The following is a 25,716-nucleotide window of genomic DNA, read 5'->3' on the forward strand; positions in this document are numbered from 1 at the left end:
GAGGCGCCCCCCATCAGGCGATCGGCTGATGGACGGTGACCAGCTTGGTGCCGTCGGGGAAGGTGGCCTCGACCTGGACGTCGTGGAGCATCTCGGGAACGCCCTCCATCACCTCGTCGCGGGTGAGCACCCGGCGGCCGGAGGCCATCAGCTCGGCGACGCCGCGGCCGTCGCGCGCGCCCTCCAGGATGTGGGCGGTGATCAGCGCCGTCGCCTCGGGGTGGTTGAGGAGCACGCCCCGGGCCCGTCGCTTCTCGGCCACGTCGGCGGCCACATGGATCAGCAGACGTTCCTGCTCATGCGGGGTCAAGTGCACGCTTTCCACCTCATTATCGCCCTCATCCCTTTTCTCGCCCACTCCGCACGATCCGGGGCGATGTGCGTCCGGCCCCCGCAGGCTAGTTCCGCGGCGTTTCGTCGGCGTTAACTGAGCCATGGTGCGGGCAAGCCTGATCAATCCGATCGATGCTGGTCAAGACGGTCTTATGAGCCGCCGCCAGCTCTTCGCACCCCCCTCGGCCACCGTCCGACATCCGCTCGGCGGACCCGTACGTCCGGCTATCGCACTTGACGACCCCACCGGATAGCCCCGATTCTCATCACCGCAACACCATGATTCACCTGCTCCGCTCCAACCCCCCACATCACAACGGAGCCCAACTGTGAAGCGAATAGCGTCAATTCGCCGCGGAAGCCTCGCGGCGGCAACCGGTGCCGCGCTCGCCGCGGCCCTGCTGAGCGGCGCCTCCGGCGCCGAGGCCACCGTCAACTCCAAGGCCGCCGCCCCCGACGTGGACGTCGCGGCCGTCAAGGCCGATCTGGGCGAGCTGCAGTCCATCGCGGACGCCAACGGCGGCAACCGCGCCCATGGCGAGCCCGGCTACCAGAAGTCCCTGGACTTCATCAAGGGCAAGCTGGACGAGGCCGGATTCACCACCTCCGTCCAGGAGTTCACCTCCGGCGGCGAGAAGGGCTACAACCTCATCGCCGACTGGAAGGGCGGCGCCGACGAGAAGGTCGTCATGGCCGGTTCGCATCTCGACTCGGTCCAGGCGGGCCCCGGCATCAACGACAACGGTTCCGGTTCCGCCGCGATCCTCGAGGTCGCGCTGGCCGTGGCCAAGGCCGACCTCCAGCCCACCAAGCACCTGCGGTTCGCCTGGTGGGGCGACGAGGAGGACGGCATGGTCGGGTCGACGCACTACGTCGACAGCCTGGCGGCCGACGAGACGTCGAAGATCGACTCCTATCTCAACTTCGACATGCTCGGCTCCCCCAACCCGGGCTACTTCGTCTATGACGACGACCCGGAGCTGGAGAAGGTCTTCAAGGACTGGTACGCGGCGAAGGACATCACGACCGAGCCGGAGACCGAGGGCGACGGCCGCTCGGACCACGCCCCGTTCAAGGACGCGGGCGTGCGGGTCGGCGGTCTGTTCACCGGCGCCGAGGCCACGATGAGCCAGGAGCAGGCCGACCAGTGGGGCGGCGAGGCGGGCGAGGCGTTCGACCCGTGCTACCACTCCGCGTGCGACAAGACGTCGAACGTCGACGAGAAGGCGCTGGACCTGAACACCGACGCCATCGCCAACGCGATCTGGTCGCTCAGCTCCTGATGAGCACCCCCGCCCCGGACCGGCACTGAGCCGGTCCGGGGCGGTCCCGTTCCGTCCGTCACTCCTCGCGGCCCGGACGCCGATCCCCGGCGTCCGGGCCGCTGTGTTCCGCCGCGATGCCGAAGCGCCGCCGTTCGCCCGGAGCGGACGAGGTGGGGCGCATCGATGACACGGTACTGATCACCTGCTCCTCCGCGCCCGTCTCGATCTCCTCGAGTCGCTGCAGGTCCGCAGCGGACACCAGGGCGACAAGCGGCTTCCCGTGGCGCGTGACGACCACCCTCTCGCCGCCGTACACCACGCGGTTGATCAGCTCCGCGAGCTCTGCACGGGCTTGCGTCACCGGAATCTCGTAAGCCATGCTCCCATCATATCTGGATGTACATCCTGTACATTTTTTACGGAGCCCATTCGAGAGGTGAAGCGATGGAACGACCGACCGCGCGCTATGTCCTGCCCGAGTTCACCGAGCGCACCAGCTCGGGGACGCGCACCATGGACCCGTACTCCAAGCTGCTCTCCGAGCGCGTCGTCTTCCTCGGCACCCCGATCGACGACACCGCCGCCAACGATGTGATCGCGCAGCTGATCCATCTTGAGCACGCCGCGCCCGACCAGGACATCTCGCTCTACATCAACTCGCCGGGCGGCTCGTTCGGGGCCATGACGGCGGTCTACGACACCATGCACTTCGTCTCCTGCGACATCGAGACGATCTGCCTGGGCCAGGCCGCCTCGGCCGCCGCGGTGCTGCTGGCCGCCGGTGCCCGGGGCAAGCGCCTGGCCCTGCCGGGCGCGCGGATCCTCATCCACCAGGCCGCGTTCAGCGAGCCCGTCGAGGGCACCACCTCGGATCTGGAGATCCAGGCCAATGAGCTGTGGCGCACCCAGGAGATGCTCGAGGGGATGCTGGTGCGGCACACCGGCCAGAGCGCCGAGCGGATCCGGGCCGATATCGACCGCGACAAGATCTTCGACGCCGAGGGCGCGAAGGCGTACGGACTGGTGGACGAGGTCACCCAGAGCCGTAAGCGGCCGGGCCCGGCGGCGCGGGAGGGGTGAGCGCGGTGCTGACACCGGAGCTGCCCCCGCTGCCCGCGCTCACCCGCGCGGAGGGGAATGTGATCGACGGCTATCTGGAGGTGGTCGATCTGCTGGGCCGGATCAATCCGGCGCGCGGCCGTGACACCTACGGCAGTCTGCGGGCCGCCCAGGCGCTGGTGGCGAGGGCCACCGCGCTGCGGGACGCGCTGACGCTGATGCACGAGCGCGGGGAGAGCGAGCTGCACACCGCGACCCTGGCCCGGGCGCTGCGGGTGCTGGACGGCGAGCGGCGAGCGGAGCGCGTCACGCTGCCCCCGGCGCTGCGGACCTGAACCGGACTCGCCGCGGGCGCGGGCCTGCCGTTTGGGCGCGGGCCCGTCGCGGGCTCGGGGACCGTCGGGAGCGCAGAGGCCGTCGGGGGCTCGGAGCCCGTCGGGAGCGCAGAGGCCGTCGCTCGAACGGCGGAGCCGGGTTTCCGCGCTCCGGGCGGGGCCGGCTTGCGCACCGCCGCCGCCCGGGTCCGTTCCGCCGCCCGCCCCAGCACGCCGCAGCACGCCCGTTCCGGCAGGTCATCGCCGTGGGACGGATCGGTCGCCACCACCCGAACGGCCCCGCCGTGACCACCGTCACACCGCACCCTCTCGAGTCGGAACCGGCGCCGCGCCTGCGTGACCATCCCAGGAGACGACAGGACCCCGCGACCACACCGGGGCGGGGTCGGCTCACGAAGGGTTTCGTGTGATGTCTGCGCACATACGTGTCCCCAGGATGTTCTCCCGAGCGGGCGCCGTCTCCGCCCTCACCGTCGCGGCCGTGGGCGGCACCGTGGCGACACCGGGCGGTCCACCGGAGGCCGAGGCCGCGACCGTCGCCGCCAAGGCGCTGCGGATCGCGGCCTCCAAGAAGGGCGCCCCGTACCAGTACGGCGCGACGGGGCCGAAGCGCTTCGACTGCTCCGGGCTGACGCAGTACGCCTACAAGCGGGCCGGGAAGCGGCTGCCGCGCACCGCGGCCGCCCAGTACAACCGGACCCGCCACATCAAGGTTGCCTCCCGCAAGGGCGGGGACCTGGTGTTCTTCCACTCCGGCAGCGGGGTGTACCACGTCGCGGTGTACGCGGGCGGCGGGCGCGTCTGGCACGCCCCCAAGACCGGCTCGGTGGTGCGGCTGGAGCGGATCTGGACCAAGAAGGTGTCGTACGGGCATGTGCGCTGACCCGCCGTAGGTGTCAGTGGCCATGGGTAGGTTGACGGGGCCGGTACACCGCCGTGGACCGGCCCCGTCAACCGCCGGAGGCATCGCATGGCGTATCTCAACCCGGTCCGGCACATCACCTTCGACGCCCGTGATTCCCACGCCCTCGCACGCTTCTGGTCCGGGCTGACCGGTTACGCCCTGGAGGACTCCGAGCCGGACGGCGAATGGGCGCTGGTCAGCTCGGGGCAGCCGGGGGTGCCGGGGCTGCTGTTCCTGCGGGTCCCGGACGACAAGGCCGTCAAGAACCGCCTCCACCTGGACATCCAGCCGCCGTCTGGCACCCGGGACGCGGAGGTGGAGCGGCTGCTCGGGCTCGGCGCGCGCGTGGTGGACGACCGGCGCACGGAGGACGGGCTGGGGTGGGTGGTGATGGCCGATGTCGAGGGCAATGAGTTCTGCGTGGAGCGCAGCGCCGTCGAGCGTGGTCTGGTGCCGGCATGAGCGAGCCCTTCCAGGCTGACCGGACCTATGACCAGGTGTATCTGCTCTTCGTCGACACCTCCGGGTATTCGACGATCGTCCGCTCGAACCCCAGGGACCGCGCCGCCCACGCCTTCGATCTGCTGCGCGAGCGGATGCGCGCGCGGATCGAGCAGTTCTCGGCGCAGTACCGCTGTGCCCGCGGCGACTTATGGAGCTGGCGCGGCGACGGGGGCTTCTTCGCGGTCCACGACGACCGCGAGAGCGTGGCCCGCGATGTCGCGCTGGAGGCGGCCCGCACCTTCCTCACCCTCGATCTGCGCCATCTGCGGGACGAGTTCGCGCAGGCGGGGGTGGACGGTGAGCTGCATGTGCGGATGGCGCTGCACAAGGGGGCGATCCGGCACACCGGCGAGGGCCGGACCGGCACCATCCACTCCCCCGACATCAATCTGGCCGCGCATCTGGAGAAGGCCACTCCGCCGGACTGCCTGGCGGTCTCGGAGGATGTGCACCGCACCGCGGGACCGTATGCGGAGCTGTTCGCCCATGTCGGAAGCCACGAGGGCAAGGACGTCTATCTGATGGCGGGCGACGGTGGCCCGGACGGGGCGGCCAAGGCGTGGCTGGCGGGCCGGGGGCTGGCGGGCGGCGCCCAGGTGCACGCGTATCCGGAGCGGCCGAGCCCCCAGGAGAAGGCGCGGCTGCTGGACGCGGCGGCCGAGGAGGTCCTGGACATGGGGACGGCGCTGCGCACCACCTCCGGCCGGCTGGTCACCACCGAGCGCCCGGCCCGCTTCCGTGACGCGGTCCTCGGGCTGCTGCGCCGGGGCGGCGGCTACCACTGCTATCTGCTGGACCCGTCCTCGGACGCGGCGGCCACGCTCTCCCGCCAGTACCAGGAGGACATGACGCGGAAGATCAAGGATTCGCTGGAGCGGTTCGGCCGTTTCAAGGAGCGCTACGGGGCGGAGGCCGACGGCCTGCGGGTCTATCAGACGGAGGAGTTCCCCGGCTTCTCCGCGCTCACCATCGATATGCGCGGGCCGAGCGGGCTGATCCTGTACTCCGCGTATCTGATGGGCACGAGCCCGTACGGGGTGATCGAGCGCGGCGACATGCCGCACTATCTGATCGGCCCGGCCGCGGGGCGGGTCCACACCCGGATCCGTCAGCTGGCCGAGGCGCGGGTCTCGGAGGGGCGGGCCCAGCGCGTGCTGTGAGCAGAGTGTGGGCAGGAGGGCTCAGCGGACCGGCACGGTCCACGGCAGGGCGATCCAGACGGTCTTGCCGCCGTCCGCGGTCGGGGTGACGAACACCTCGCCGCCGGACTCCGCGGCCAGACAGCGGACGATCACCATCCCGCGCCCGCTGTCCTGCTGGGTGGCCAGCGGCAGCCACCTGGGCCATTGGGGATGGCTGTCGGTGACCCCGATCTCCAGCCGCTGCTCGCGGTCGAGCCGTAGGTCCACGGTGAAGGTGGGCGACTGGCCCACGGTGTGCTCCACGGCGTTGGTGGCGAGCTCGGAGACGATCAGCCGCACGGTGTCGGCGGCCTCCGCTCCCGCCCCGAGCCCCCATTCGGCGAGCACGTCCGTGACGTAGGCGCGTGCCGCGGGAACCGACGCCGGTGCGCTCGGCAGAGTGACGGATGCTTCCTGATGGTCTGCCATGACGGCCTGTCCCTTTCCGGCCGGGGCGCGGCTGCGGACGCGTTTCGAGGTGGTACTGCGAAGCCGGTGAAGTCGTGGGCTGCCCCGATGGCTCTACGCGTCAGACTGCCACCAATGGCCGTCATAACGGGGGCGATCCACCGAGTTATGCATATATCTGTCGCCCAAAGCGGTGAACTCTGCTACGGAAGACCGGATTTAGAAGGCACACTGGGCCACTGGTGCGACACGCGCTGTGGGCGGCGCGCCACAGGAAAGGCGGGAGGCAGAACTGATGCGATACGGCCCGGCGGTGCGTCGCCGCAAGCTCGGTGCGGAACTGCGCCGCCAGCGCGATCTGGCCGGGCTCACCAGCGGTGAGGTAGCCGCCCGGCTGGGCTGGCACCAGTCGAAGGTGAGCCGGATCGAGACCGGGCGGAGCGGGGCCAAGCCCTCGGACGTGGCGCGGCTGCTTGAGGTCTACCAGGTCGCCGACCCGGAGCTGCGCGCCCTGCTGGAGGCGCTGTGCCGCGGGGGCGCCTCGGATCCGGAGGGGTCACGGCGCGGCTGGTGGTACGCGTACCGCGATCTGCTGCCGCCCGCCTACCGGGACTTCATCAGCCTGGAGGCGGAGGCGTCGGACGCGTACACGCTGGAGACCACGGTGGTGCCGGGGCTGCTGCAGACCCCGGACTACGCCCGGGCGGTGACCCTGGCGGCGCTCCCGGATCTGCCGGGGCCGCAGGTGGACTCGCTGGTGGAGGTGCGGATCGCGCGCCAGTCTGTGCTGCACGGCGAGGAGCCGCTGCGGCTGCACGCGGTGCTCGACGAGGCGGCGCTGCGGCGCGAGGTGGGCGGACCCGGAGTGATGACGACGCAATTGCGCCATCTGGCCGAACTCTGCGCATTGCCTCAGGTACAGCTCCAGGTGCTGCCATTCTCCATTGGAATGCCCATTGGCATGACGGGCCCTTTCATTATTTTCTCTTTTCCGCACATTAGTGACCTGGACGTAGTAGTTCTTGACCACTTGACGAGTAGCCTCTATCTGGAGCGGAAAGAAGACCTCCGGGCGTACAGCGCCGCGTTCGAAGTACTGCGCGCTCACGCCCTGACACCTGAGGAATCGTTGTCCTTCATCAACAAAATCGGGGGCGGCGCCTGAGGGGGCACCATGTCCAAAATGTCCGCCAACTCCGTCGACTGGCTGCGCAGCAGCTACAGCGTCGGAATGAACAACTGTGTCGAAACGGCCCTGCTGGGCCCCGACCGGCTCGGTGTGCGCGATTCGAAGAACACGGCGGGCCCCGTCCTGCTGTTCACCCCGTCGACCTGGGTCTCCTTCCTCGAGGGAGTCAAGGGCGACGGCCCCGGCTCCGGCCCCTTCCGCTCGGCCGGAACCGGAAGCTGATCCGTCAGTGAAGTATCTGTTCCGCCGGTGAGCCGCTGAACCGCTCACCCTCCCGTCAGTGAGCCATCAGGCGGTCGGCGCGGTCCTCACGATCACGTCGACCGCCTCCTCGACCTGCTCCTCCGTCAGATCGCCGCGCGCGGTCAGCCGCAGCCGGGAGACGCCGTCCGGGACGGACGGCGGGCGGAAGCACCCCACCATCACCCCGGCCGCGCGGCAATCCGCGGCCCAGCGCACCGCCTTCTCCGGCGACGGGGCCCGCACCGACACCACCGACGCGTCCGGCCGCACCGCGGCCAGCCCGGCGGCGGTCAGCCGCCCGTACAGTCCCATGGCGACCGTACGGACGCGGGCGGCGCGCTCCGGCTCCCGGCGCAGCAGCCGCAGACCCGCCAGGGCGGCGCCCACGGCCGCCGGGTTGAGCCCGGTGTCGAAGATGAACGTCCGCGCGGAGTTCACCAGATGCTCGATGACCCGGGCGGGCCCCAGCACCGCCCCGCCCTGGCTGCCCAGCGACTTGGAGAGGGTGGCCGTGACCACCACGTCCGGCGCGCCCGCGAGCCCGGCCGCGTGCACCGTGCCGCGCCCGCCCTCGCCGAGCACCCCGAGGCCGTGCGCCTCGTCCACCACCAGCGCCGCGCCGTACGGCCGGGAGACGGCGGCGAGGGCGGCCAGCGGGGCGGCGTCACCGTCGACGGAGAAGACCGCGTCGCTGACGACGAGGGCGCGCCGCCGCGCCGCGCCCGCTCCGGGCGTCTCCCCCGGGCCCGCTCCGGCCGTCTCGGCCGCGCCCAGTGCCTTGCGCACGGCGTCCGGGTCCGCGTGCGGGACGACGGCGGTCTCGGCGCGGGAGAGCCTGCAGCCGTCGATGAGCGAGGCGTGGTTGTCCGCGTCGGAGACGACCAGGGCGTCCCGGCCGCTCAGCGCGGAGACGGCGGCCAGATTGGCCGCGTAGCCGGAGGAGAACACCAGGGCCGCCTCGAATCCGCAGAACTCGGCGAGCTCCCGCTCCAGCGTGGTGTGCAGCTCGGTGGAGCCGGTGACCAGACGCGAGCCGGTCGACCCCGCACCCCAGCGGTGCGCCGCGGCGGCCGCGGCGGCCGTCACCTCCGGATGCCGCGCCAGCCCCAGATAGTCATTACTCGCCAGATCGAGCAGCGGGGAGTCGGCGGGGCGGGGGCTGAGCCGGCGCACCAGCCCCGCCCGGTCGCGCCGCTCCCGCTGTGCGTCGATCCATGCGAACGCGTCATCGCGGTCCTGGGGCATCGGCTGTCTCGCCTTCGTCGCCTCGTCTGGGGCACCGACTGTCGGGTCCGGATAGAACGTAGCCCCGTCCACGCCCGGTCAATGGTGTGGCAATACACACACCCCGATCAGCGCGTCTTGTGCGGTCCCTCCTTGGCCGCGGGCGGTGGGGTAGGAAAGGATCGTCGCCATGGACCTGCTGAACACGCTGGTGGAGAAGGGGCTGCGGCGCGAGACGCCCACCCGCGAAGAGGCGCTCGCCGTCCTGGCGACCTCCGATGACGAGCTGCTCGATGTGGTGGCCGCGGCGGGCAAGGTGCGCCGCGCCTGGTTCGGGCGGCGGGTGAAGCTCAACTATCTGGTGAACCTCAAGTCGGGGCTGTGCCCCGAGGACTGCTCGTACTGCTCACAGCGGCTGGGCTCGAAGTCGGAGATCCTCAAGTACACCTGGCTCAAGCCGGAGCAGGCCGCCGCCGCGGCGGGCGCCGGGGTCGCGGGCGGCGCCAAGCGGGTGTGCCTGGTCGCCAGCGGACGGGGTCCGACCGACCGCGATGTGGACCGGGTCTCCCGGACCATCGCCGCCATCAAGGAGGAGCACCAGGACGTCGAGATCTGCGCCTGTCTGGGGCTGCTGACCGACGGCCAGGCGGAGCGGCTGAAGGACTCGGGGGCGAACGCGTACAACCACAACCTCAACACCTCCGAGGCGACGTACGGCGACATCACCACCACCCACACCTACGCCGACCGGGTCTCGACCGTGCGGCAGGCCCAGGCGGCGGGGATGTCCGCCTGCTCCGGGCTGATCGCGGGCATGGGCGAGTCGGACGCGGACCTGGTGGACGTGGTCTTCTCGCTGCGCGAGCTGGACCCGGACTCGGTGCCGGTCAACTTCCTCATCCCGATCGAGGGCACCCCGCTGGCCGGGGACTGGAACCTCACCCCACAGCGCTGTCTGCGGATCCTGGCCATGGTGCGGTTCGTCTGCCCGGACGTCGAGGTGCGGCTGGCGGGCGGGCGCGAGATCCATCTGCGGACGCTCCAGCCGCTGGCCCTGAACCTGGCGAACTCGATCTTCCTCGGCGACTATCTGACCACCGAGGGCCAGTCGGGCAAGGACGATCTGGCGATGATCGCCGACGCGGGCTTCGAGGTGGAGGGCACCGATACGACGACACTGCCCGCGCACCGCGCCGACGCACTCGCCGCCGCCGGTGCGGGCTGCGGCGGCCACGGCGGGGAGGGCGGCGGCTGCGGCCCGTGCGGTGACGCGGCGCCCGTCGACGCCGTAACCGCTCAGGCCGTAGCCGCCGATGCCGCACTCGCCGAGACGGTGCCAGCGGAAGCCGTACCCGCCGATGCCGTGCCCGCCCAGGCGGCGGCCGGTGCGACGGTCTCCGCCGCCGCGGGCCCGCGGGAGTCCCACGCCGACCTGGTCGCGGTGCGCCGCCGCGGCGCGGGCACGGACCTGCCACCCAATGCCTGAGCCGCTGACCCCGGCCGAGCTGCGGGCGCTGGACCGGCAGCACGTCTGGCATCCGTACGGCCCGATGCCCGGCCGCCAGGACCCGCTGGTCGTGGAGTCCGCGGCCGGGGTTCGGTTGCGGCTGGCCGAGCCGGTGGAGGGCGTACGCGAGCTGGTGGACGGGATGTCCTCGTGGTGGTCCGCCATCCACGGCTACAACCACCCGGCGCTCAATGACGCCGCCCGCGGCCAGCTTGACCGGATGAGCCATGTGATGTTCGGCGGGCTCACCCATGAGCCCGCCGTCCGGCTGGCCACCCGGCTGGTGGAGATCACGCCCGAACCGCTCCAGCACGTCTTCCTCGCCGACTCCGGCTCGGTGTCGGTCGAGGTCGCGGTGAAGATGTGCCTGCAGTACTGGCGCTCCCTCGGCCGCCCCGCCAAGCGGCGGCTGCTGACCTGGCGCGGCGGCTACCACGGCGACACCTGGCAGCCGATGGCCGTGTGCGATCCGGAGGGAGGTATGCACCGGCTGTGGTCCGGGGTGCTGCCCGAGCAGATCTTCGCGGACGCGCCACCGCCCGGTTTCGACGCCGACCCCGACCCGGCGTACGAGGCGCACATCCGGGAGCTGGTGGCCCGTCACGCCCATGAGCTGGCCGCGGTGATCGTGGAGCCGGTGGTGCAGGGCGCGGGCGGGATGCGCTTCCACTCCCCCGCGCTGCTGCGGACGCTGCGCGAGGCGTGCGACGAGCACGACGTACTGCTGGTGTTCGACGAGATCGCCACCGGCTTCGGCCGCTCGGGCGCGCTCTTCGCGGCCGAGCACGCGGGGGTGTGCCCCGATGTGATGTGTCTGGGCAAGGCTCTGACCGGGGGCTATCTGACGCTCGCCGCCACGCTGTGCACCCCGCGGGTGGCGGAGGGCATCTCGCGCGGCGAGGTGCCGGTGCTCGCCCACGGCCCGACCTTCATGGGCAATCCGCTGGCCACGGCCGTGGCCAGCGCCTCGATCGAGCTGCTGCTCTCCTACGACTGGCGGCAGGAGGTCAAGCGGATCGAGACCGGGCTGCGGGACGGGCTCGCGGAGGCGGCGGCCGTGCCGGGCGTCCGGGACGTACGGGTGCTCGGCGCGATCGGCGTCGTCCAGCTGGACCGTCCGCTGGACGACGCGGCGATGGCGGCGGCGGCGCGGGCCGCGGTGCGCGAGGGCGTGTGGCTGCGCCCGTTCCGCGATCTGCTGTACACCATGCCGCCGTACATCACCGGGGACGACGATCTGGCCCGGATCTGCGCGGCGGTCCGGGCTGCCGCGACCGCGGCCGTCTGACCGGCCCTGCCCCGGGGCACCGGCCGTCCGACGCCCGCTCCGGGCGGACACCGGGAGCGTCGGGGGCGTCGGGGGCGTCGGGGCACAAGCGAAAGCGAAAGGCAGCGGAAACAACGATGACAGTCCTGGTCGTCACCGGTACGGGCACCGAGATCGGAAAGACCGTCAGCACGGCGGCCATCGCCGCCACCGCGCTCGCGCGCGGGCGCTCGGTGGCGGTGCTCAAGCCCGCCCAGACCGGTGTCGCGGAGGGCGAGCCCGGTGACGCCGCGGAGGTGGCCCGCCTCGCCGGGGCGGTCACCCTGCTCGAACTCGCCCGCTACCCCGAGCCGCTGGCCCCCGCCACCGCCGCCCGCCGCGCCGGACGGCCCCCGGTGCGGCCGCACGAGGTGGCGGACGCGGCCGGGAAGCTGGCCACCGAGCACGATCTGGTGCTGGTCGAGGGCGCGGGCGGGCTGCTCGTACGGTTCGACGAGACCGGGGCGACGCTCGCCGACGCGGCCCGGCTGCTCGGCGCGCCCGTTCTCGTCGTCGCCCACGCGGGCCTCGGCACGCTCAACGCGACCACCCTGACCACCGAGGCGCTGCGCGTCCGCGGTCTTGAGTGCCCCGGCGTCGTCATCGGCAGCTGGCCCGCCGCCGCGGATCTGGCCTCCCGCTGCAATGTGGCCGATCTGCCGGAGTCCTCCGGCGTCCCGCTGCTGGGCGCCGTCCCCCAGGGAGCCCCCGCCCTGCCGCCCGCCGAGTTCCGCGCCCAGGCACCCGGTTGGCTGGCGCCCCGGCTGGACGGCACCTGGGAGGCCGCGCGGCTGGCCGCGTAGCCACACCCCCCGCCTGGGCAGAATGCCGGTACCGGCGATCGCCCCTCCTCGGGACGACCCGGAGAAACCATCCACATCCGGGACAATCACCCATACCCGGGACAAGGGGGAGCTCCCATGCCCGTATGCCGTCGTACACCCCCGCGTGACGCCGTCCACCATCCGCTCTTCGCCCGCTGCTACGCCAGGCTGAGCCCGCTGGCCGACGAGCGGGCCGGGCTGGGTGAGCTGCGCGGCGAGCTGCTGGCCGGGCTCTCCGGCCGGGTCATCGAGATCGGCGCGGGCAATGGCCTGAACTTCCCGCACTACCCCGAGACCGTCTCCGAGGTCGTGGCCATCGAACCCGAGCGCCATCTGCGGCGGCTGGCCACCCGGGCGGGGCTGCGCGCCGGGGTGCCGGTGGATGTGGTGCCGGGCGTCGCCGAGGCGCTGCCGGTCAAGAGCGAGGGGTTCGACGCGGCGGTGGCCTGTCTGGTGCTGTGTTCGGTGCGCGATGTGCGCCGGGCGCTGGCCGAGCTGCTGCGGGTGCTGCGGCCCGGCGGTGAGCTGCGCTTCCTCGAGCACGGCCGCGCTGAGGGGCGGGTCCTGGCGACGACCCAGCGGGCGCTGGACCGCACGGTGTGGCCGCTGGTGTTCGGCGGCTGCCATACGGCGCGCGAGGTGCGGTCGGAGATCGTGGCCGCGGGCTTCGAGCCGATCGGCCACCGTCGGCTGCGCGTCCCGGACCGGGGCCCGACGCTGCCGACGTCCCCGTGCGTGCTCGGCGCCGCGCGCCGCCCGCCGTCGCCCTCCGGCCCCTGATCGCCTCGCGGCCGGCGGTCGCGTTCCCGTCCCGGCGGTCGCGATCCCATCGGCGGTCGTTCGCAATCCCGTACGCCCGTGTCCGCAGGCGCGCGTACCGGCGGCCGGGTCCCTACCATCGAGGGCACGACGTTCCGATACGGAGAGGCATCACATGTCCACACCGGCGGCAACGAAGACGGACGGGTTCGCGGACGGCGGCGCCCATGTGGCGGCCCGGGCCCGGGCCCTGACCAAGGCGTACGGCAGCGGCGAGACGGCCGTGCTCGCGCTGGACGCGGTGGACGTGGAGATCGAACGGGGCAGGTTCACCGCGGTGATGGGCCCGTCCGGATCCGGAAAGTCCACGCTGATGCACTGTCTGGCGGGTCTCGACACGGTCTCGTCGGGCCGGGCCTGGCTGGGCGACACCGAGATCACCGGCCTGGGCGACAAGGAGCTGACCCAGCTCCGCCGCGACCGGATCGGCTTTATGTTCCAGTCGTTCAATCTGCTGCCCACGCTCAACGCGGCCGAGAACATCACCCTGCCCATGGACATCGCGGGCCACAAGCCCGACCAGGAGTGGGTGGACCGGGTCATCGACACCCTCGGACTGCGGGAGCGGCTGCGGCACCGGCCCGCCCAGCTGTCCGGCGGACAGCAGCAGCGGGTGGCGTGCGCGCGGGCGCTCGCCTCCCGCCCCGAGCTGATCTTCGCGGACGAGCCCACCGGCAACCTGGACTCACGGTCGGGCCTGGACGTGCTGCGCTTCCTGCGGGAGGCCGTGGACGAGCTGGGCCAGACGGTCGTCATGGTCACCCATGACCCGACCGCGGCCGCCCACTCCGATCTGGTGCTCTTCCTCGCCGACGGCCGGATCGTGGACCGGATGGACCGCCCCACGGCCGACGCGGTGCTGGAGCGGATGCACATCTTCGCGGCCACCACCCCCGACCCCGATCCGCTCACTTGAGTCCCCGACCCCGAGCCCATCGGCCGGGCCGCCGACTGAGGGATGGCGGCCCCGAACGGAGCCGGACTCCGGTACGTTCGCGGTATCCGCGACCAAGGAGTGCTCATGGCAAGGCAGTTCCGTTTTGGAGTCAATCTGCTCACCCTTGAGTCGGGGGAGGCATGGCGGGAGAAGTGCCGCCATGCCGAGCGGCTCGGCTATGACGTGCTGCTGGTCCCCGACCACCTCGGCAACCCCGCTCCGTTCCCGGCGCTGGCCACCGCCGCCGAGGTGACCGAGCGCCCGCGTCTCGGCACCTTCGTGCTCAACGCCGGTTTCTGGAACCCGGCACTGCTCGCCCGGGAGGTGGCCACCTGCGACGCGCTCACCGACGGCCGGCTGGAGCTCGGCCTGGGCGCCGGTTATGTCAAGGCCGAGCACGACAGCGCCGGGCTGCCGTTCGGTTCGCCCCGGGAGCGGGTGGACCATCTGGTGCACACCGTGGCCGAGTTGGACCGGCTGCTGACCGATTCCGAGCACCGGCCGCGGTCCACCCAGTCCCCGCGCCCACCGCTGCTGCTCGGCGGCAACGGCGACCGGATGCTGCGGCTGGCAGCGCGCCACGCCGACATCGCCGCCTTCACCGGTGCGGTGCAGCCCGCCGGCAAGCCAGCGGGCGCCCTGGAGCTGATCAGCCCCGAGGCGCTGGAGGACCGGGTCACCGCCTTCCGCGGCTTCGCCGCCGAAGCGGGGAGGACGGAAGGTGCCGATGAGACCGGCATCGAGCTGAACTACCTCATCCAGCTGGTCGGGCCCACCGACGACCGCCGCGCCAAGGCGCGCGAGCTGACCTCGTACGCACCGGACCTCACCGAGGACCAGCTGCTGGAGCACCCGGCGCTGCTGCTGGGCGGCGCCAAGGAGATGGCGGAGCAGCTGCGGGCCCACCGCGAGCGGTTCGGCCTCTCGTACTTCACGGTGCTGGACCACAACATGGAGGCGTTCGCCCCGGTGATCGAGGAGCTGAACGGCGGCTGACCGGCGGAACGCGGAATTCCGTCGACGCCGCGGTCCGCCCGGTGGTGGGATACGGCCATGAACGATCTCCGGATACGGGCCGCGTCCTCCGCCGACCTCGACACGGTGCTCACCTTCTGGAAGGGGACGGCGGAGGGCACCAGCATCAGCGACGACCGGGACGGGGTGGCCCGGCTGCTCGACCGCGACCCGGAGTCGCTGCTGCTGGCCGAGCGGGACGGTGAGCTCGCCGGAACCGTGATCGCCGGTTTCGACGGCTGGCGCTGCCATCTGTACCGGCTGGCCGTCCACCCCGGGCACCGCCGCCGCGGCGTGGCGACGGCCCTGCTGGCGGCGGCCGAGAAGCGGTTCGCGGCCCTGGGCGGACGGCGCGGGGACGCGATGGTGCTCAACGAGAACGACCTCGCCCACCACGCGTGGCGCGCGGCGGGCTATGAGCCGCAGCCGCAGTGGAGCCGCTGGGTCAAGCCGCTGCGCCCCTGACCCCGCCGCACGCCGTACGGTGCCCCTTAGCAGCGGCGCCGCCGTGCGTGGCCTTTTAGCATGGGACGGAGGTGAACCGATGACCGAAGTCCTCCTCCTGGCCGTGGCGCTCCTCCTCGCGCTGGCCTGCGGCGCCTTCGTCGCGGCGGAGTTCTCGCTGACCACGGTCGAGCGCAGCGAGCTGGAGCTCGCGGCCGGGCGCCGGGAGCGCGGCGCGGCCGGGGCGCTGAAGGCCGTACGGAGCCTCACCTACCAGCTCTCCGGCGCGCAGCTCGGCATCACCGTGACCAACCTGGTCGTCGGCATGCTGGCGGAACCGTCCGTGGCGGCCCTGCTGGCCGGGCCGCTCGCCGCGATCGGCGTGCCCCCGTCGGCCGTCCGCTCGGCCGCGCTGGTGCTCGGCACCATCCTGTCGACCGTCGTCCTGATGGTCGTCGGCGAGCTGGTGCCCAAGAACTGGGCGATCTCCCGGCCGCTGCCGGTCGCCAAGGCCGTGGCCAACCCGCAGCGCGTCTTCAGCTCCGTCTTCCGCCCGCTGATCAGCCATCTCAACAACACCGCCAACCGCACCGTGCGCCGGATGGGCCTGGAGCCCGCCGAGGAGCTGGCCTCCGCGCGCGGTCCGCAGGAGCTGATCGCCCTCGCCCGGCACTCGGCCAAGGAGGGCGCGCTGGAGAAGGGCACCGCCGAGCTGTTCGTGCGCACCCTCAACCTCGCCGGGCTCACCGCGCAGAACGTGATGACCCCGAGGGTGCGGGTGGTGGCGCTGGACGTACGGGCCACCGCCGAGGACGTGGCCAACGCGACCCGCGCCACCGGGCTGTCCCGCTTCCCCGTCTACCGGGGCAGCCTGGACACCGTCGCCGGGCTCGTCCACATCAAGGACGTGCTGGCGGTCCCCGCCGAGGAGCGGCCACGGCGCCCGGTGTCGGAGCTGATGCGCGACGCGGTGTTCGTCCCGGAGCCGCTCACCGTGGACCGGCTGCTGGACCGGCTCTCGGCCCAGCGCAGCATGGCCGTGGTGATCGACGAGTACGGCGGCACGGCCGGGGTCGTCACCCTGGAGGACATCGTCGAGGAGGTGGTCGGCGAGGTCCGCGACGAGCACGATCCGCAGGAGACGGCCCAGCTGGTCCCGGCGGGCCGGGACCCGGAGGGCCACCGGCTGTACGACGCGGACGGCGCGGCCCGCGTCGACCAGCTGGAGCGCATCGGGCTGCGGGTGCCCCCGGGCCCGTACGAGACGCTGGCCGGGCTGATCGCCGCCGAGCTGGGCCGGATCCCGGCCGTCGGTGACACCGTCCACCCGGCGGGCTGGGCGGTGGAGGTGCGGAAGGTGACGAGCCACCGGGCGGCCCGGGTCCGGCTGCGGGCGCCGCTGCGCGGTGCCGGGGGCGAGGGGGCCGGGGGCGACGGAACCGGCGGCGACGGGTCCGGCGGAGTGCACGGGGCCGAGGGGGCGACCGGCCGATGACCGTTGTCCAACTGCTGATCGGACTGCTGACGCTGGTCTTCAACGCCTTCTTCGTGGGCGCGGAGTTCGCCCTGATCTCGGTGCGCCGCAGCCAGATCGAACCGCGTGCCCAGCAGGGCGACCGGCGGGCGCGGTCCGTGCTGTGGGGCCTGGAGCACCTTTCCGCGCTGCTGGCCGCCGCCCAGCTCGGGATCACCCTGTGCACACTGGTGCTCGGCGCCGTCGCGGAACCGGCCATCGCCCATCTGCTGGAACCCCTCTTCCACGTGGTGGGCCTGCCCCTGGGGCTGGTGCACCCGATCTCGTTCGTGATCGCGCTGACCCTGGCCACCTATCTGCACATGCTGTTCGGCGAGATGGTGCCGAAGAACGTGGCGCTGGCCGAGCCGGTGCGCACCGTGCTGCTGCTCGGCCCGCCCCTGGTCGCCCTCGGCCGCGCCCTGCGCCCGGTGATCTTCGGGGTGAACGCCCTGGCGAACGGGGTGCTGAAGCTGTTGCGCGTGGAGCCCAAGGGCGAGGTCTCGGCCACCTTCTCCGACGATGAGCTGGCCCGGATGGTCTCGGACTCCAGCGAGGCCGGGCTGCTGGACGACCGCGCCACCGAGCGGCTGCGGGACGCGCTGGAGCTGGGCCGGCGGCGGGTGCGGGACGTGGTGCTGCCGATGGGCGAGGTGGTCAGGGCGCGGCTCGGGGTGACCCCCGATGAGCTGGAGCGGCTGTCAGCGCGTACCGGCTTCTCGCGGTTCCCGGTGGTGGACGGCTCCGGGCGGATCCTGGGCTATCTGCATGTGAAGGACGCGCTGGACGCACGGCCCCGGGATGTGCCGTTCCGCCCCGATCAGCTGCGCCCGATCCCCCGGGTGCGGTCCCTCACACCGCTGGACGACGTGCTCACCGCGATGCGCGACAGCCGTACGCATCTCGCGGCGGTCATCGCCGCGGACGGACGGCTGGAGGGGCTGGTGACCATGGAGGACGTACTGCGGGAACTGGTCGCCTGAGCGCTCCCGCCCGCCCGTGCCCGATCACTCCTCGGTCTGTCTGGACTCATGGGCGATGATGCACGCCTGCCAGTGGGCCAGCGCCTCCTCCCGGCCGCCACCGCCCTCCTCGGCCACCGCCACCAGCGCATGGGCGGCCATCGCGGCCAGCCGCACCGCGACCCGGCACACATCGCGGGCGTCGAGCGGTTCAAGGAGGGCGGCGGCGCCCTCCCCGTCGTCGGCGAGCGCGGCGGCGACGATGGCCATGGTCGTACGGTCGCATTCGAAGGCATCCACGCCGACCAGACTGCCCCGCGGTGCGGCGCGGGGAACCCCGGGCGGTCCAACCGGTCCAATCAGCTACGGGGGCCGGGACCTGAAACGGAACCGGAGCCGGACCGGGTGCCCATCGGGTCGTGGCGGAAGATCACGTACTCGACCCGTCCGATGACCTTGGTCCGCTTCGTCCGCCGGTACAGCTCGGGCGGCCGGAAGATGTTGTCGTCGTAGATGTCCGCGCCGGGCTCCACATTCCAGCTGGCGGTCGTCCCGTTCCGCGCTCCGCCCTCGAAGTAGATGTGGGTCATCGCCATGCGGCTCATCATGCTCGCGGACGGCGGCCCACGCAGCACACGCGCCCGGATAGAATCGCCCGAGCCATGCAGACGAACATCACCTACAGCAGCTTTGTCGCGGTCGGCGACTCCTTCACCGAGGGCATGTCGGACGCGCTTCCCGACGGCACCTACCGGGGCTGGGCGGATCTGCTCGCCGGGCGGCTCGCCGCCCGCGCCCCCGGGTTCCGCTACGCCAATCTCGCGGTGCGCGGCAAGCTCATCGGCCAGATCGTCGAGGAGCAGACGGCTCCGGCGGCGGCCATGGGCGCCGACCTGGTGACCCTGGTCGGCGGGCTGAACGATGTGCTGCGGCCGAAATGCGATGTGGACCGGGTGTGCGGACTGCTTGAGGAGGCCGTCGAGCGGCTGGCGCCCAGCTGCGAGCGGCTGGTGCTGATGCGCAGCCCGGGGCGGCGCGGACCGGTGCTGGAGCGGTTCCTGCCCCGGATGGAGCGGCTGTTCGCGTTCATCGACGAGCTGGGCGCGCGGCATGGCGCGACCGTCGTGGACCTGTACGCCTCGGAGGCGGTCGGGGATCCCCGGATGTGGCACGAGGACCGGCTGCACCTGAACGCGGAGGGGCACCGGCGGGTCACCGAGGCCGTATGGCAGGCGCTGGGCCTCGAACCGGAGGAGGACTGGAACGCGCCCCTGCCGCCCGCGGTGCCCGTCGGCTGGCTGGCCCGCCGCACCTCGGATGCGCGGTTCGCCCGCCAGCACCTCGGGCCGTGGATCGGCAGGCGGTTGACCGGCCGTTCATCGGGCGACGGGCGCGCCCCCAAGCGCGCCGAGCTGCTGCCGTACCAGGGCTGAGCGGAGCGCGGTGCCGTGAGCCCCGGCGTCATCCGCGCAGCGCGGCGAGGACGTCCTCCGTGCCGATCTCCCCGGACAGGGTGGTGCCGTCGGCGAAGCGGAGAACGGGCGGCGCCGGCAGCCCGAGCGCGCGGACGCGGGCGAGCTCGGCGCGCAGTTCGTCCGCACCGCCGCCGGTGTCCGTGACGCCCGTCTCGGCGGCGAGCCGGGCGAGGGTGCCGGGGTCCGCGATGTTCAACCCGTCGGCGAAGTACGCGCGGAAGAGCCGTTCGGCCATCCGCTCCCCGGTGCCCTGCGCGGCGGCCCGGGCTACCAGTCGGTGGGCGTCGAAGGTGTTGGTGAACACCGCGCGGCGGAAGTCGAGCGCGAGGGCGTCGGCGGCGCCGAAGGAGGTGTCGGCGGCGAGCTCCGCGGCGACGGCGGCACCGCGCTCCCGCGCCCACACCTCGACCAGCGGCTCCCCGGCGGGCGATGCATCGGGCCGGAGCTGGAAGGGGCGGAAGACCGTCTCGGCGGCGCCGCCCTGGTCGCGGTACTGGCGGAGGGCCCGGGCGTAGCGGGTGAAGCCGATGTAGCAGTGGACGCAGGCGAAGTCGAGGACGACCTCGACGCGGTGGGGGCTGGTCATGTCGGTTCTCCTTGAGTTTCGCGGGGAAGGGTGCCGGTCACCACGGGAGCGGGCCGCCCGCCGCGACATAGCCGCCGGTCGGCCCGTCGGGGCCGACCAGGGCCATCCGGACAATGATGTCGGCGCCCTCCTGGACGGTCTGGGCACCGGTGTGGCCATTGAGGTCGGTGGCGGTGTGGCCGGGGTCGACGGCGTTGACGCGCATCGTCGGGAAGGCGCGTGCGTAGAGCGCCGTGACCATGTTCAGCGCGGCCTTGGAGGAGTTGTACGGCAGCGCGGACACCCAGAGCGGCACCAGGCAGGCGTGGGCTTCCGGATCCGAGGCGATGGCGAGCGACCCGAGCCCGCTGCTGACGTTCACCACGACCGGCGTCGCGCTCTTCTCCAGCAGCGGGAGGAATGCCTGTGTGACCCGCACGGCGCCGAACACGTTGGTGTCGTACGCCGCGAGCATGTCCGCCGCGGTGATCTCGGCCGCTGGCCGCACCGAGCCGACGATCCCGGCGTTGTTGACCAGGACGTCGAGGTGCCCGTCCCGCTCGTGCACCAACGTCGCGGCGGCCTGTACGGAGGCGTCGTCGGTGATGTCGATGAGCAGCGGACGGGCGCCGACCCGTCGGGCGGCCTCCTTGCCGCGGCGGGCGTCACGGGCGCCCAGATACACGGTGTGCCCGGCCGCGACGAGGCGGCGGGCGGTCTCCAGGCCGAGGCCCTTGTTGGCCCCGGTGATGAGCGTCGTCGTCATGCCGAACAGCCTCGCCCCTCGGCGGTCATCCGGGCAGATCACTGTTCTTCCTGGTAACGCCAGTACCAGCCCGGACTGTCCCGCCGCGCCGATACTGGACCTCATGAGCAGCGGCGGTACTGGACCCATGAGCAGCGGCGGCGGACACCCGCGGCGGCGTGACAGCGACCTGGGAGAGGCGCTGCGCCGCTGGCGCGACCGCGTGCCCCCGGCCGACGTCGGGCTGCCCACCGGGCGGAACCGCCGCACACCCGGGCTGCGGCGTGCGGAGTTGGCCCTGCTGGCGGGCATCTCGGCCGAATACGTCGTCCGCCTGGAGCAGGGCCGGGCGACCTCCCCGTCCGCCCAGGTGCTCGGGGCGCTGGCGCGGGCACTCCGGCTCTCGGAGGCCGAGCGTCGGCACCTGTTCGCCCTCGCCGGGCAGCCCGAGCCACCGGAGGGCAGGCTGTGGGCCCGGCTCACCCCAGGTGTGCAGCGGCTGGTCGACCAGTTGCCGGGCACCCCCGTCGGCGTGTACGACGCGGCCTGGACACTACTGGCCTGGAACCGCCTCCACGCCGCCCTGCTCGGCGACCCGTCCCCGCTCGCCCACCGGAAGCGCAACCTCGTGTGGCAGCACTTCACCGGACCGCCCGGCCGGGTGCGGCACACCGCGGGGCAGCAGGCCAGCTTCGAGACCGCGGTGGTCTCCGACCTGCGCACCATCCGCGCCCGCTACCCCAAGGACCCGGCCCTGCGCAGTCTCATCGCGGACCTGCGCGCCGCCAGCGCCCGCTTCGCCACCCTGTGGGACGGCCATGAGGTCGGCGAGCACACCCTGCACACCAAGACGGTCCACCACCCCGACGTCGGACCGCTCGACCTGGACTGCGACATCCTCACCGAACCCGGCGGCGACCTGCGCATCGTCATCCTCACCGCACCGCCGGGCAGCGACGCCGCCAGCAGACTGCAACTGCTCGACGTCATCGGCATCCAGCCGTCACCGACCCTCAGAAGGTGACGGCGGCGTTCACACTCGACCGCTTCAGCCGCCCTCGTCGGCCGGGGGCCGGTCGTCGATAACGATGCGGGTCACCCCAGGCTGGCGCCGCTCGCTGCCGCCCTGACCCCGCTCGGTGCTGCCGTCGGTTTCGACTTCACGGAGGGCGTCGCCGACGCGCCCGTAGACCTTGGCCGCGAGGCGCCGGGTGCCTGATGGGACGTCGGAGTCGCGCTGGGTGTGCCAGAGGGCGTCGAGGACGGCGATCAGGGTGCGGCCGGACAGGTCCGCGTCGATGAGGCAGTCTTCTTCCCGGACGGCCGCGGGTAGCCGGAAGTGTTCACCGCGGCTGGATTGGGCGACGAGGAAGTCCCAGGTGTCGCGGTGGCAGGAGATCTCGGCGTAGGCGACACCGGCCGCGCGGTCGAGGAGCTCTTCGAAGTCGCCCGTGCTGGCTTGCTCGGGGATGGCTGGTTCTTGCTGCTGCTGGGCCTGGACGGCTTCGGCGGTGACCCGGGCTTCCGAGGTGTCTGCCCGCCACGATTCGACGGTGGCCCGTAGTCCGGCGATCTCGCGGTGGATCCGGTCACCGTCGCAGCTTTCCGAAGCTGGGTGGCTAGCTTCGACGCTAGCGCGGAGTCGTTCGATGTCAGTGCGGAGTGTTTGGATCTCGGTGTGGAGGCTGTCGACTCGGCGGCTGATGACACCCGCGGATTCGCTGGTCCGCTGGGCAGCGCCACCGATCTGGTCGATGCTGGTCTTGATACTGTCGAGCCCTTGCTCGATCGCTGTTGTGAGGGCGTTCTGTAACCCCTGAATCTTTTCCGTCAGTCCCCCGACAGCTCGGACCACAGCACTGCTTCCGAACATGTATTCCCCCCTTGCCAGTCACGGTATTCGCCGGTGAAAGGCTCCCCGCGAGGGCTGGGTATGACGCGGCAGGATCCGGCCGACATGGGCTGCTCGAGCACGCCTCCGCTCGTCACCTATCCGGGCTGACCCCAGCGCAGCGCCCGGGGACACTTGCTTCGCCGCGCGGCTGCGACCTTTGGCAGTCTCAGACTGCTCGCGCCGTACGCACCCACGAGCCTTCGACCTGGACTTTCTTGGTCTCCATGGGCGTGAACGACCGCCATGGACGATAGGTAGACTCTGTGCACGTGACTGGTAAGCCGCGCATTCCGAACGTCCTGGCCAACCGCTACGCCTCCACGGAGCTGGCCGTCCTGTGGTCCCCCGAGTACAAGGTGACGCTGGAGCGGCGGCTGTGGCTCGCGGTGCTCCGTGCCCAGAAGGACCTCGGAATCGAGGTGCCGGACGCCGCCCTCGCCGACTACGAGCGGGTCCTGGAGACCGTCGACCTGGCCTCGATCGCCGAGCGCGAGAAGGTCACCCGCCACGATGTGAAGGCCCGCATCGAGGAGTTCAACGCCCTCGCCGGTCATGAGCACGTCCACAAGGGCATGACCTCCCGCGATCTCACCGAGAACGTGGAGCAGCTTCAGATCCGGCTCTCCCTGGAGCTGGTGCGGGACCGCACGGTCGCGGTGCTGGCCCGGCTCGGCAGGCTGGCCGCCGACCACGCCGAGCTGGTGATGGCCGGGCGGTCGCACAATGTCGCGGCGCAGGCCACCACGCTCGGCAAGCGGTTCGCCAGCGCGGCGGACGAGCTGCTGGTGGCGTACGAGCGGCTGGAGAACCTGCTGGGCCGCTATCCGCTGCGGGGCATCAAGGGCCCGGTCGGCACCGCTCAGGACATGCTGGACCTGCTCGGCGGCGACGCCGCGAAGCTGGCCGAGCTGGAGCGGCGGATCGCCACCCACCTCGGCTTCGGGCAGGCGTTCACCTCCGTCGGCCAGGTCTATCCGCGCTCACTGGACTACGACGTCGTCACGGCGCTGGTGCAGCTGGCCGCGGCCCCGTCCTCACTGGCCAAGACGATCCGGCTGATGGCCGGGCACGAGCTGGTGACCGAGGGCTTCAAGCCCGGCCAGGTCGGCTCGTCCGCGATGCCGCACAAGATGAACACCCGCTCCTGCGAGCGCGTGAACGGCCTCGCGGTGATCCTGCGCGGCTACGCCTCGATGACCGGGGAGCTGGCGGGCGACCAGTGGAACGAGGGCGATGTGTCCTGCTCGGTGGTGCGCCGGGTGGCACTGCCGGACGCGTTCTTCGCCTTCGACGGCCTGCTGGAGACCTTCCTGACCGTGCTCGACGAGTTCGGCGCCTTCCCCGCCGTCATCGCCCGTGAGCTGGACCGCTACCTTCCCTTCCTCGCCACCACGAAGGTGCTGATGGGGGCCGTACGGGCAGGAGTGGGCCGTGAGGTCGCCCATGAGGCGATCAAGGAGCACGCGGTGGCCGCGGCGCTGGCGATGCGCGAGCGCGGCGCCGAGCGCAATGAGCTGCTGGACTCGCTCGGCACCGATGAGCGGATCCCGCTGGACCGGGCCGCGCTGGGCGCGCTGATGGACGACAAGCTCTCCTTCACGGGCGCCGCCGCGGACCAGGTGGGCGCGGTGGTGGCCCGCATCGAGGAGATCGTCAAGGAGCGCCCGGAGGCCGCCGCGTACGCCCCCGGCTCGATCCTCTGACGCGATGACATCCGCGAAGACCCCCGCGATGACCCCCGCCGAACTGGAGGCCGTCCGCGACCGCCTCGTCCCCGATGTGGTCGCGGACGGTCTGCGCGTCCTCTTCTGCGGTATCAACCCCGGGCTGATGACGGCCGCCACCGGCCACCACTTCGCCCGCCCCGGCAACCGCTTCTGGCCCGCCCTCCACGCCTCGGGCTTCACCCCGCGGCAGTTGCACCCGTCCGAGCAGTCGGAGCTGGTGCGCCACGGCCTGGGCATCACCAATGTGGTGGCACGCGCCAGCGCCCGGGCCGATGAGCTGAGCGACGAGGAGTACCGGGAAGGCGGCCGGATCCTGGAGGAGAAGGTGCTCCGGCTGCGGCCACGCTGGCTGGCGGTGGCGGGGGTCACCGCCTACCGGGTCGCCTTCGGCGACAAGAAGGCGAAGATCGGCCCGCAGACGAGGACCATAGGCGACACCCGGATCTGGGCCCTGCCGAACCCGAGCGGCCTCAATGCGCTGTGGACTACACCCAAACTGACGGATGTGTTTCGTGCGTTTCGGCTGGTCACAGGGCTACCCGACGCGTCGTGTGCGGGTGGCCCCGAGGACTAGTGTAGCCGTCTAGTGCCCCCAGGGACGGCTACGGCTACCCCTGCCTGGCCCGTGCTGCCAGCGCCGGAATCGCCGCGATCTTCTCCGGGCTAAGGTCAGCCCAAACAAGGCCGCTGGGTCGTCGTCGGTTGGCACATGGGATCACCTCGTCGGGGGTGACGATGTAGTCCACGCTGAAATCGTGCTCCGTCTCCGGGATGTCATCCTCGACCACTTGGAGCGCATGAACCGGTGCAACGATCACCGTCTGATCTGTGACGAGACCTGCCTCGATCAAGAGCGCAACCTCAAGGTCGGAGTACCCGGCCCCCTTGCCGATGCGTGCCCCCGACCGGTTCACGGCGACACTGCCGCACACCACGACGTCGATAGGTTCCATCGACTCTGGCGCAAGCCGGCGGGCGACCTGAGCCGCGCCCTTCTTCTCGGCAGCCTCCTCGGGCGGAAGTCCGAGGTTCTTCGGGTCGAGCAGGTAGAAGGGTTCGAGCGAGGCCATACGCGGGACGGCCATGTAGACGCGCTTGCCGTCCTGGAGAGCACGAACTCGGACGGGGTACTGCGCCCAGTCAGGGTTTGCCTTCACGGTGGAGGCACGCTGCCAGAAGTCTTGATCGGCCAGTTGCACAGCAGTGGCGTCAGCACCGTAGAAGCCAGGGATCTTGCCGGACGAGTCAGCCGGTGCGCCGCCGCCGTCGATGAGACGACGCCACACCTTCTCGCGTAGCTCCTGCTTGGCCTGGTCGATGTTCGTCACGCCCCACCCGT

Annotated in this window: 31 protein-coding genes; 21 read left to right on the forward strand and 10 right to left on the reverse strand. The window is 71.9% G+C overall.

Annotation, left to right across the window (positions count from 1 at the left end; all coding sequences use genetic code 11):
- Positions 1 to 13 precede the first annotated feature (13 nt).
- Positions 14 to 316: an urease subunit gamma gene (locus VT50_RS33055; protein WP_046087600.1), complete on the reverse strand. Its 303-nt coding sequence runs from the start codon at positions 314 to 316 to the stop codon at positions 14 to 16.
- A gap of 346 nt (positions 317 to 662) precedes the next feature.
- Here VT50_RS33055 and VT50_RS33060 point away from each other — a divergent pair, with 346 nt between their 5' ends.
- The gene (locus VT50_RS33060; RefSeq protein ID WP_046087599.1) at positions 663 to 1,616 is read left to right on the forward strand and encodes a M28 family metallopeptidase; all 954 of its coding nucleotides are present in this window, start codon (positions 663 to 665) and stop codon (positions 1,614 to 1,616) included.
- Positions 1,617 to 1,674: 58 nt separating this feature from the next.
- On the opposite strand, the gene VT50_RS33065 is transcribed toward VT50_RS33060, so the two are convergent.
- Positions 1,675 to 1,977 carry a type II toxin-antitoxin system Phd/YefM family antitoxin gene (locus tag VT50_RS33065; RefSeq protein ID WP_046087598.1) on the reverse strand — a complete coding sequence of 101 codons (303 nt, stop codon included), beginning with the start codon at positions 1,975 to 1,977 and terminating at the stop codon, positions 1,675 to 1,677.
- 65 nt (positions 1,978 to 2,042) lie between these two features.
- Here VT50_RS33065 and VT50_RS33070 point away from each other — a divergent pair, with 65 nt between their 5' ends.
- The 5 genes from VT50_RS33070 to VT50_RS33090 all read left to right on the forward strand — a co-directional run bounded on the left by VT50_RS33070 (position 2,043) and on the right by VT50_RS33090 (position 5,560).
- Complete coding sequence (locus VT50_RS33070) at positions 2,043 to 2,678, forward strand: ATP-dependent Clp protease proteolytic subunit (protein WP_046087597.1); 636 nt, start codon at positions 2,043 to 2,045, stop codon at positions 2,676 to 2,678.
- Between the two features lie 5 nt (positions 2,679 to 2,683).
- Entirely contained in the window at positions 2,684 to 2,992 is a 309-nt protein-coding gene (locus VT50_RS33075; RefSeq protein ID WP_046087611.1) for a hypothetical protein, read from the forward strand.
- Between the two features lie 409 nt (positions 2,993 to 3,401).
- Positions 3,402 to 3,875: a C40 family peptidase gene (locus tag VT50_RS33080; RefSeq protein ID WP_046087596.1), complete on the forward strand. Its 474-nt coding sequence runs from the start codon at positions 3,402 to 3,404 to the stop codon at positions 3,873 to 3,875.
- A gap of 87 nt (positions 3,876 to 3,962) precedes the next feature.
- Entirely contained in the window at positions 3,963 to 4,358 is a 396-nt protein-coding gene (locus VT50_RS33085) for a VOC family protein (RefSeq protein ID WP_046087595.1), read from the forward strand.
- Positions 4,355 to 5,560 carry a nucleotidyl cyclase domain-containing protein gene (locus VT50_RS33090; RefSeq protein ID WP_046087594.1) on the forward strand — a complete coding sequence of 402 codons (1,206 nt, stop codon included), beginning with the start codon at positions 4,355 to 4,357 and terminating at the stop codon, positions 5,558 to 5,560. The genes VT50_RS33085 and VT50_RS33090 overlap by 4 nt, the downstream gene beginning before the upstream one ends.
- A 21-nt stretch (positions 5,561 to 5,581) precedes the next feature.
- Here the strand turns inward: VT50_RS33090 and VT50_RS33095 are convergent, their stop codons facing one another.
- Positions 5,582 to 6,010: an ATP-binding protein gene (locus tag VT50_RS33095; protein ID WP_046087593.1), complete on the reverse strand. Its 429-nt coding sequence runs from the start codon at positions 6,008 to 6,010 to the stop codon at positions 5,582 to 5,584.
- Positions 6,011 to 6,284: 274 nt separating this feature from the next.
- On the opposite strand from VT50_RS33095, the gene VT50_RS33100 reads away from it, so the two are divergent.
- Both VT50_RS33100 and VT50_RS33105 read left to right on the forward strand, forming a co-directional pair.
- On the forward strand, positions 6,285 to 7,154 hold the full coding sequence (locus tag VT50_RS33100; RefSeq protein ID WP_046087592.1) for a helix-turn-helix domain-containing protein: 870 nt from the start codon (positions 6,285 to 6,287) through the stop codon (positions 7,152 to 7,154).
- Between the two features lie 18 nt (positions 7,155 to 7,172).
- Positions 7,173 to 7,400, forward strand: coding sequence for a DUF397 domain-containing protein (locus tag VT50_RS33105; protein ID WP_420822252.1), 228 nt, complete (start codon positions 7,173 to 7,175; stop codon positions 7,398 to 7,400).
- A 66-nt stretch (positions 7,401 to 7,466) separates the two neighbouring features.
- Here VT50_RS33105 and VT50_RS33110 read toward each other — a convergent pair whose 3' ends face one another.
- A complete protein-coding gene (locus tag VT50_RS33110) occupies positions 7,467 to 8,666 on the reverse strand; it encodes an 8-amino-7-oxononanoate synthase (protein WP_046087590.1) in 1,200 nt (399 codons plus the stop codon).
- Positions 8,667 to 8,835: 169 nt separating this feature from the next.
- Here VT50_RS33110 and bioB point away from each other — a divergent pair, with 169 nt between their 5' ends.
- From bioB to VT50_RS33155, 9 genes are all read left to right on the forward strand, one after another.
- The gene (gene bioB / locus VT50_RS33115) at positions 8,836 to 10,131 is read left to right on the forward strand and encodes a biotin synthase BioB (RefSeq protein WP_046087589.1); all 1,296 of its coding nucleotides are present in this window, start codon (positions 8,836 to 8,838) and stop codon (positions 10,129 to 10,131) included.
- On the forward strand, positions 10,124 to 11,440 hold the full coding sequence (locus VT50_RS33120) for an adenosylmethionine--8-amino-7-oxononanoate transaminase (RefSeq protein ID WP_046087588.1): 1,317 nt from the start codon (positions 10,124 to 10,126) through the stop codon (positions 11,438 to 11,440). The genes bioB and VT50_RS33120 overlap by 8 nt, the downstream gene beginning before the upstream one ends.
- A gap of 116 nt (positions 11,441 to 11,556) precedes the next feature.
- Positions 11,557 to 12,261: a dethiobiotin synthase gene (gene bioD / locus VT50_RS33125; RefSeq protein ID WP_046087587.1), complete on the forward strand. Its 705-nt coding sequence runs from the start codon at positions 11,557 to 11,559 to the stop codon at positions 12,259 to 12,261.
- A 117-nt stretch (positions 12,262 to 12,378) separates the two neighbouring features.
- Positions 12,379 to 13,062: a class I SAM-dependent methyltransferase gene (locus VT50_RS33130; protein WP_046087586.1), complete on the forward strand. Its 684-nt coding sequence runs from the start codon at positions 12,379 to 12,381 to the stop codon at positions 13,060 to 13,062.
- Between the two features lie 154 nt (positions 13,063 to 13,216).
- Positions 13,217 to 14,017: an ABC transporter ATP-binding protein gene (locus VT50_RS33135; protein ID WP_046087585.1), complete on the forward strand. Its 801-nt coding sequence runs from the start codon at positions 13,217 to 13,219 to the stop codon at positions 14,015 to 14,017.
- 105 nt (positions 14,018 to 14,122) lie between these two features.
- Entirely contained in the window at positions 14,123 to 15,034 is a 912-nt protein-coding gene (locus tag VT50_RS33140) for an LLM class F420-dependent oxidoreductase (protein WP_046087584.1), read from the forward strand.
- Positions 15,035 to 15,091: 57 nt separating this feature from the next.
- Complete coding sequence (locus VT50_RS33145) at positions 15,092 to 15,517, forward strand: GNAT family N-acetyltransferase (RefSeq protein ID WP_046087583.1); 426 nt, start codon at positions 15,092 to 15,094, stop codon at positions 15,515 to 15,517.
- A gap of 79 nt (positions 15,518 to 15,596) precedes the next feature.
- Positions 15,597 to 16,991: a hemolysin family protein gene (locus VT50_RS33150; RefSeq protein ID WP_046087582.1), complete on the forward strand. Its 1,395-nt coding sequence runs from the start codon at positions 15,597 to 15,599 to the stop codon at positions 16,989 to 16,991.
- Positions 16,988 to 17,992 carry a hemolysin family protein gene (locus VT50_RS33155; protein ID WP_046087581.1) on the forward strand — a complete coding sequence of 335 codons (1,005 nt, stop codon included), beginning with the start codon at positions 16,988 to 16,990 and terminating at the stop codon, positions 17,990 to 17,992. The genes VT50_RS33150 and VT50_RS33155 overlap by 4 nt, the downstream gene beginning before the upstream one ends.
- 24 nt (positions 17,993 to 18,016) lie before the next feature.
- Here VT50_RS33155 and VT50_RS33160 read toward each other — a convergent pair whose 3' ends face one another.
- Together VT50_RS33160 and VT50_RS33165 are read right to left on the reverse strand one after the other, a co-directional pair.
- Complete coding sequence (locus tag VT50_RS33160) at positions 18,017 to 18,271, reverse strand: hypothetical protein (protein ID WP_046087580.1); 255 nt, start codon at positions 18,269 to 18,271, stop codon at positions 18,017 to 18,019.
- 59 nt (positions 18,272 to 18,330) lie between these two features.
- Positions 18,331 to 18,567, reverse strand: coding sequence for a hypothetical protein (locus tag VT50_RS33165; RefSeq protein ID WP_240529402.1), 237 nt, complete (start codon positions 18,565 to 18,567; stop codon positions 18,331 to 18,333).
- Positions 18,568 to 18,633: 66 nt separating this feature from the next.
- Between VT50_RS33165 and VT50_RS33170 the strand changes: the two genes are divergently transcribed.
- Positions 18,634 to 19,404, forward strand: a complete 771-nt coding sequence (locus tag VT50_RS33170) for an SGNH/GDSL hydrolase family protein (RefSeq protein WP_046087579.1) — start codon at positions 18,634 to 18,636, stop codon at positions 19,402 to 19,404.
- A gap of 28 nt (positions 19,405 to 19,432) precedes the next feature.
- On the opposite strand, the gene VT50_RS33175 is transcribed toward VT50_RS33170, so the two are convergent.
- Together VT50_RS33175 and VT50_RS33180 are read right to left on the reverse strand one after the other, a co-directional pair.
- Entirely contained in the window at positions 19,433 to 20,032 is a 600-nt protein-coding gene (locus VT50_RS33175) for a DsbA family protein (protein WP_046087578.1), read from the reverse strand.
- A 37-nt stretch (positions 20,033 to 20,069) separates the two neighbouring features.
- The gene (locus VT50_RS33180; protein WP_046087609.1) at positions 20,070 to 20,777 is read right to left on the reverse strand and encodes an SDR family NAD(P)-dependent oxidoreductase; all 708 of its coding nucleotides are present in this window, start codon (positions 20,775 to 20,777) and stop codon (positions 20,070 to 20,072) included.
- A gap of 103 nt (positions 20,778 to 20,880) precedes the next feature.
- Between VT50_RS33180 and VT50_RS33185 the strand changes: the two genes are divergently transcribed.
- Positions 20,881 to 21,780, forward strand: a complete 900-nt coding sequence (locus tag VT50_RS33185; RefSeq protein ID WP_078840800.1) for a helix-turn-helix domain-containing protein — start codon at positions 20,881 to 20,883, stop codon at positions 21,778 to 21,780.
- Between the two features lie 24 nt (positions 21,781 to 21,804).
- Here VT50_RS33185 and VT50_RS33190 read toward each other — a convergent pair whose 3' ends face one another.
- Entirely contained in the window at positions 21,805 to 22,629 is an 825-nt protein-coding gene (locus VT50_RS33190; RefSeq protein ID WP_240529403.1) for a hypothetical protein, read from the reverse strand.
- A 290-nt stretch (positions 22,630 to 22,919) separates the two neighbouring features.
- On the opposite strand from VT50_RS33190, the gene purB reads away from it, so the two are divergent.
- Entirely contained in the window at positions 22,920 to 24,353 is a 1,434-nt protein-coding gene (gene purB / locus VT50_RS33195; RefSeq protein WP_046087607.1) for an adenylosuccinate lyase, read from the forward strand.
- Positions 24,354 to 24,381: 28 nt separating this feature from the next.
- Positions 24,382 to 24,951 (forward strand): G/U mismatch-specific DNA glycosylase, encoded by a 570-nt coding sequence (gene mug / locus VT50_RS33200; protein ID WP_046087576.1) that lies wholly within the window; start codon positions 24,382 to 24,384, stop codon positions 24,949 to 24,951.
- Positions 24,952 to 24,985: 34 nt separating this feature from the next.
- On the opposite strand, the gene VT50_RS33205 is transcribed toward mug, so the two are convergent.
- Positions 24,986 to 25,705, reverse strand: coding sequence for a 5-formyltetrahydrofolate cyclo-ligase (locus tag VT50_RS33205; protein WP_046087575.1), 720 nt, complete (start codon positions 25,703 to 25,705; stop codon positions 24,986 to 24,988).
- Between the last annotated feature and the right edge of the window lie 11 nt (positions 25,706 to 25,716).

This window comes from Streptomyces antioxidans (assembly GCF_000968685.2).
Taxonomy (GTDB): Bacteria; Actinomycetota; Actinomycetes; order Streptomycetales; family Streptomycetaceae; genus Streptomyces; species Streptomyces antioxidans.